This is a genomic window from Bacillus sp. JST-5, from assembly GCF_057747715.1.
In genome coordinates this window covers 1-4898 of sequence record NZ_JBYLHW010000105.1, presented here as the reverse complement: position 1 = coordinate 4898, position 4898 = coordinate 1, and the positions used below count along the sequence as shown (strand labels likewise).

Sequence of the window (4898 nt, the reverse complement as noted above, 5' to 3'; positions counted from 1 at the left end):
AAGCATACAGAATGATTTTCAGCATCATTTTGGGATGATAGGAACTTCTGCCGCCGCCTTTATAATGAGAAAACAATGGTTTATCTGGTATCGCCTCCACCATTTCGTCCACGACACGTGCCACGTGATGTTCGGGTATGAGCGATTCAATATCAAAAATCATTTAAACTTGACGGTTGTCATATGGTTTGAAAGTAGGGGCTAAATTTCTTTTGGCAGGAGCTTTTTCTTCTTTTACATCTAGAGGAAGTGTCATTTGTGTGTTATAATTTTTAGGAGTAATCATTTGATTGCTCATAAAAAATCGTCCTTTCTGTAATGTTGTGGTGGTACCTTCATTTTACTAGAAAGGACGATTTTTTTGTGTACTTTTTTAAAAAATGAAAAAAAAAAATAAGAGGGCTTCAAAAAGTCAGTTACCCTGACTTTTTGGACAGCCCCTTAATCAATTTTTATGGTCAGGGAAACGGATGTAGCGCTGAAACATCCATGAGCCAGCGATGCCTTTGTTGAAACATTTGTAATGACCGCTCCTTATTTATGTGCGATGAAACAGCTTGCACGTCTCTGTATTTTTTACTTGCAAACGATAGAAAGAAATGAAGAAGCCCATTCTTCATTCCGATCACGGCGTTATCTGATGAAGCGGTATCAACAAATTTTATAAGAACAATGTTCACCCAAGAAGAAGGTTATTAACTTTCTGGTTAATATATTGTCTACATGAGCGCTTACTAGGCGCTCATTTTATTTACTGATAAGCGCTCAGATCAGGAAATTCATTTTATTTCCAAAATTAATTGTATGCATACCACAAAAAATACTAAAATAGTAAAAAATAATCATTAAAATTACTTAAAAATGTTATTAAATGATAATTGAGGTAAAAAGTGTATAATATTCAATTGTTTAGGAGGGAAAGTAATGAAAAAAATATTTACTTTATCTGTTCCTATATTACTATGTTTTATTTTTACATTTTCACAATCTGCTGATGCTTATAGAGCCACCAAAACTGTAAACAATGTTACAGCGAAAGCCGATTTGCCTTATTTTTCTGACTGGAATGGTTGCGGAAATTATAAAGCATATAGTTCTACTACTAGAACCGGGTTTAAGAAGTTAACTCATCAAGTTTCGTTTTATACAGTTGGAGGAAGTGTTTCTTTTAGAGGAGCCGGAGCAAGTGGTAGTGGATCTAGTCCTGGTTATTCAAGAAGCACAACTTCAAAATCTTATAAAAGCTCTGGAAATGTTTGTGGAAGCGGTTTTACAATATATCTTGGCATGTACACTACTACTATAGTTGATTATAGTAATAGAACATACACAGCTACTGCAAAAATCTAATATTAAGAGTAGAATATCTACACTTTTTACCTCATTTCCAATATAAAGGCTAATAGGTTAGGAGATATGTTTATATGAAACAAAATATCTATTTGCTTATAGTATGTTTTTTCCTGCTTACAGCTTGCAGTGAACCTTATTTTAAAAATCGGCCTATTCATAGTAATAATTTTATTAATACAATCAATTCTTATATGAAAGAAAGTAATGATGGAAGTGTTTTTGAAGTAACCAGTCAGTCTGAGGAAATATCTGATTTGAAAAATAATAGCTCGATATTATATCTTGGCAAAATAAATGATAAATTACAGCCTAGTGAATGTAAGCAAGAACAAAATATTTTTTATTGTAGAATTTTATTATCAATGTTAAAAAAAGATAGTTTATTCTCAATAGAAGAAATTAATAAGGTTCGTTCATTTTTTGATTTATATTTTCTTTATAATATGATGGAATATATTGGTGATTCAGAGAGTTTAGAAAAAATAAAAAAAGTATTTATGAAGCTAGAGAATCCAGGCAAGGCTGATCAAGTGGAGTATTATTATTTTCTAATATTGGATTATAAGATAAATAACACGATTGCAGATATGAAAGATAAAATTGAAAATAACATTTCAAGTTTTACTGAACAAGACCTTTTAGACTTAGACTATAATAAACCAATTCTTCTTCATGCCTCTATTATTTTAAGCAATCTATATGATCTTGAAGTAAATTTGGACCATTTAAAAGACATATATGAAAAGAAAGAAAACCAAATAACAATATTATTCAGAGATGAAATTACTTATTGGGTTCATTTAATGATCGCAGAAGAACTAGAGCAACACTTTGAGAACAAAAAGTTTATGACTAATATATTATCAGAAACAAGACCTTTTCATACGTACTTTTATTCATTGGAGAGTATAAGAAATCTATATTTAATGTCGAATGTATTTGCTAGTAAAGAAATTTCTGATGTCGATAAATATTTAAATGTACTAAGCCATCGCATAGATAGTTTTAGTCAGGAATTGAAAAACAATAGAGATCAAAGTTATTACCAATATTCATATTATTTAAACTATGCAGAAGAAGTGATTGGAAAATCCTCTCGTAATCAAGAAGCTGCTGAAAATACAAACTGCCGAGACATAAAATTATTTAATGAAATGTATTACTGTTATAAAGCAACTGGTGAGATGGCTACTTCTGAAGCTGTTGCTATAGAAGAGTCAGATGACTTACTTACAAAGGTACTAAAGTACGATATCATTGACCCTACTCCCAAAGATATCGAAGAAATGAAAAAATTATATCCTGAAGTTTTAAATAATGAAAGTAAAGACTTCTATATTATATTAAATATTTATACTAGTCTAGTTCAAAAGCATAACCTTGATATAGATAAGGAATTAATTAGAAAAAAGGTAGAGCAGTATGAATGTTATTTAGGATATTGTGAACCAAGAGGTAACTATGTTTTTGAGCTAAGTGTGTATTTGAATAATATCCTTAATATATTAGAGGGTGATGAATTTGCACAAAAATTCCGTTGACAACTATGAGGATATTCATGTTAGTGTTAAAAACATTAACTTTCAATACGGCGAAAAAATAATCTTGAGAAATCTCTCTCTAGAGATAAATGAACCTGGTTTATATGCTATTTATGGAAAAAGCGGGTGTGGGAAAACCACTTTTATCAATATTTTATCTTTAATACAAAAACCTCACTCAGGAAGCATTAATTTATTTCATAAACAAATTAATTTTGAGGATGTTGAATTAGTTGATGACTTGCGGAAAAAAATAGCGTATTTCTTCCAAGATTTAAATTTAATAGAGACTTTAACAATTAGAGAAAACCTTCAAATTATCTCACTTATAAACAGCCAGCCTTTAGATAACGAAAAACTAAATAAATACAGCAGGCAAATACAAATGGAAAACAAGTTAGATATTCCAGTAAATAATCTCTCTGGTGGTGAAAGACAACGAGCAGCTTTTTTAAAAGTATTGGTATTTGAATATCCGCTTATTTTATTGGATGAGCCTACGAATAATTTAGATGAAGAGAACATTAAAATCATAATGGATATTTTATCTAGTATAAAAAAAGATAGGGTCATTATAGTAGTAACCCATTCAAAATTTGTTGTGGAAAATTCAGACAAATCATTTGATTTTATTCAATTAAATAAAGGATTGAAAGAACTATGTTAAAACATGATTCGGTTTTTTATTATATAAAGCAAAAATATTTAAAAAGTTTAAGAAAGCTTGCGATACTAAACTTTTTATTACTAATATTGATTATATTTTCGATCTTTACAGTATTTATTTCTGCTGAGAACATCCATAATAATATATTAAATAATGATAAATTATCAATGGTACTGATCAATGGATATACAGAAACAGGAGAATTTGAGTACGATACTAACTTAATTTTAAATTTGCCTCATGTTAAAAATCTTACCTATGATTATGAAATTCCTCTTATTTATTCTTCGGAAAAAGAGGAGGTAGAGTTTTTAGAGTGCTTGCCTCTTAATGAAACTACTAGAGAAGTAATTAGTTTTGACGAACAAGTTGATGACAATGCTTTAGTGCTGCCAGAACATTTTAAAAATCAAACATTAATTATTTCTGATATGAATCACAAGCCCGTTAAAACTACAAACTATTATTATGAAGGATCAGGCACATATTTTCTAAAGGATAAATGTTATCTCGCTCAACCTTTATATAATAAAATGTTGGCAACAATTAATAGCAGTAACTATTCAAGTGTTAAATCACTTATTGTGAACTTAGAAAAAACAGAATATATATATGATTTTGTCAAATCCTTTCATGAAATGTTTAATGAAGATGAAGTTTATGTATATTATCAATCTGAAGGATTGGAGAACTTAGTACAAAATTCGAAAGTCTCTTTTCATTTGCTTTTGTTTTTCCAGCTAAGCTTACTTATTGTAATTGTCATTGTATATAAAAACAGCTTAAATTCTCTCATCAAGTTAATAAATCGTGATTTACTGTCTCTCTATTTAAACGGAATGTCTAGCAAAGAAATCACATCCCAGTTTTATAAAACAATCGAATCAGGAAACAAAAAAGTTTATATTTTCTCTTATGGAACGGTTATTTTATTTGCTATTCTTCTTTCTAAGGCGCTAAATAATGAAGTATTAATGATGATTACCGTTGGTTTATTATTACTATTAAGTTTATTCATTTTACTAAATAAATTGTTTGTAAAGTATGTTATTTCCAGTATATTAGCGAAGGAACTATCAAATGAGAATATTGTTTCTCAGCTACGTAACTAGTCTTTAATCAAGTAACATTTAGAATGGGGGTGTCTGATAAGTCGTTTTTACGGCTTATTGACGCCCCATGAATGTTTTAGAAACGTTGATATATCGGTGTTTATGATTTTTTGTTTTCAATGGGGATTTGACTTTCTGGACAGCCCCATTCTTACGATTAGTCAAGAGGTTTATCAATAGTTATTTAAGATAATTAATCTTTTTTTGGCGGAAGGGGTACCCCTT

The 4898-nt window shown here is 29.6% G+C and carries 6 protein-coding genes; 4 read left to right on the top strand and 2 right to left on the bottom strand.

The window, feature by feature from the left end; all coding sequences use genetic code 11:
* Positions 1 to 163, bottom strand: a 163-nt coding sequence (locus tag AC3ASS_RS13550) for a transposase (RefSeq protein WP_488284056.1), incomplete at its 3' end; no start/stop codon positions are given.
* Positions 164 to 298: a hypothetical protein gene (locus tag AC3ASS_RS13545; RefSeq protein WP_488284055.1), complete on the bottom strand. Its 135-nt coding sequence runs from the start codon at positions 296 to 298 to the stop codon at positions 164 to 166.
* 626 nt (positions 299 to 924) lie between these two features.
* Here AC3ASS_RS13545 and AC3ASS_RS13540 point away from each other — a divergent pair.
* The 4 genes from AC3ASS_RS13540 to AC3ASS_RS13525 all read left to right on the top strand — a co-directional run bounded on the left by AC3ASS_RS13540 (position 925) and on the right by AC3ASS_RS13525 (position 4673).
* The gene (locus AC3ASS_RS13540) at positions 925 to 1350 is read left to right on the top strand and encodes a hypothetical protein (protein ID WP_488284054.1); all 426 of its coding nucleotides are present in this window, start codon (positions 925 to 927) and stop codon (positions 1348 to 1350) included.
* 74 nt (positions 1351 to 1424) lie between these two features.
* Positions 1425 to 2894, top strand: a complete 1470-nt coding sequence (locus tag AC3ASS_RS13535) for a hypothetical protein (RefSeq protein ID WP_488284053.1) — start codon at positions 1425 to 1427, stop codon at positions 2892 to 2894.
* Positions 2875 to 3561, top strand: a complete 687-nt coding sequence (locus AC3ASS_RS13530; protein ID WP_446651480.1) for an ATP-binding cassette domain-containing protein — start codon at positions 2875 to 2877, stop codon at positions 3559 to 3561. The genes AC3ASS_RS13535 and AC3ASS_RS13530 overlap by 20 nt, the downstream gene beginning before the upstream one ends.
* Entirely contained in the window at positions 3555 to 4673 is a 1119-nt protein-coding gene (locus AC3ASS_RS13525) for a hypothetical protein (RefSeq protein ID WP_488284052.1), read from the top strand. Before AC3ASS_RS13530 ends, AC3ASS_RS13525 begins: the two co-directional genes overlap by 7 nt.
* Positions 4674 to 4898: the final 225 nt, after the last annotated feature.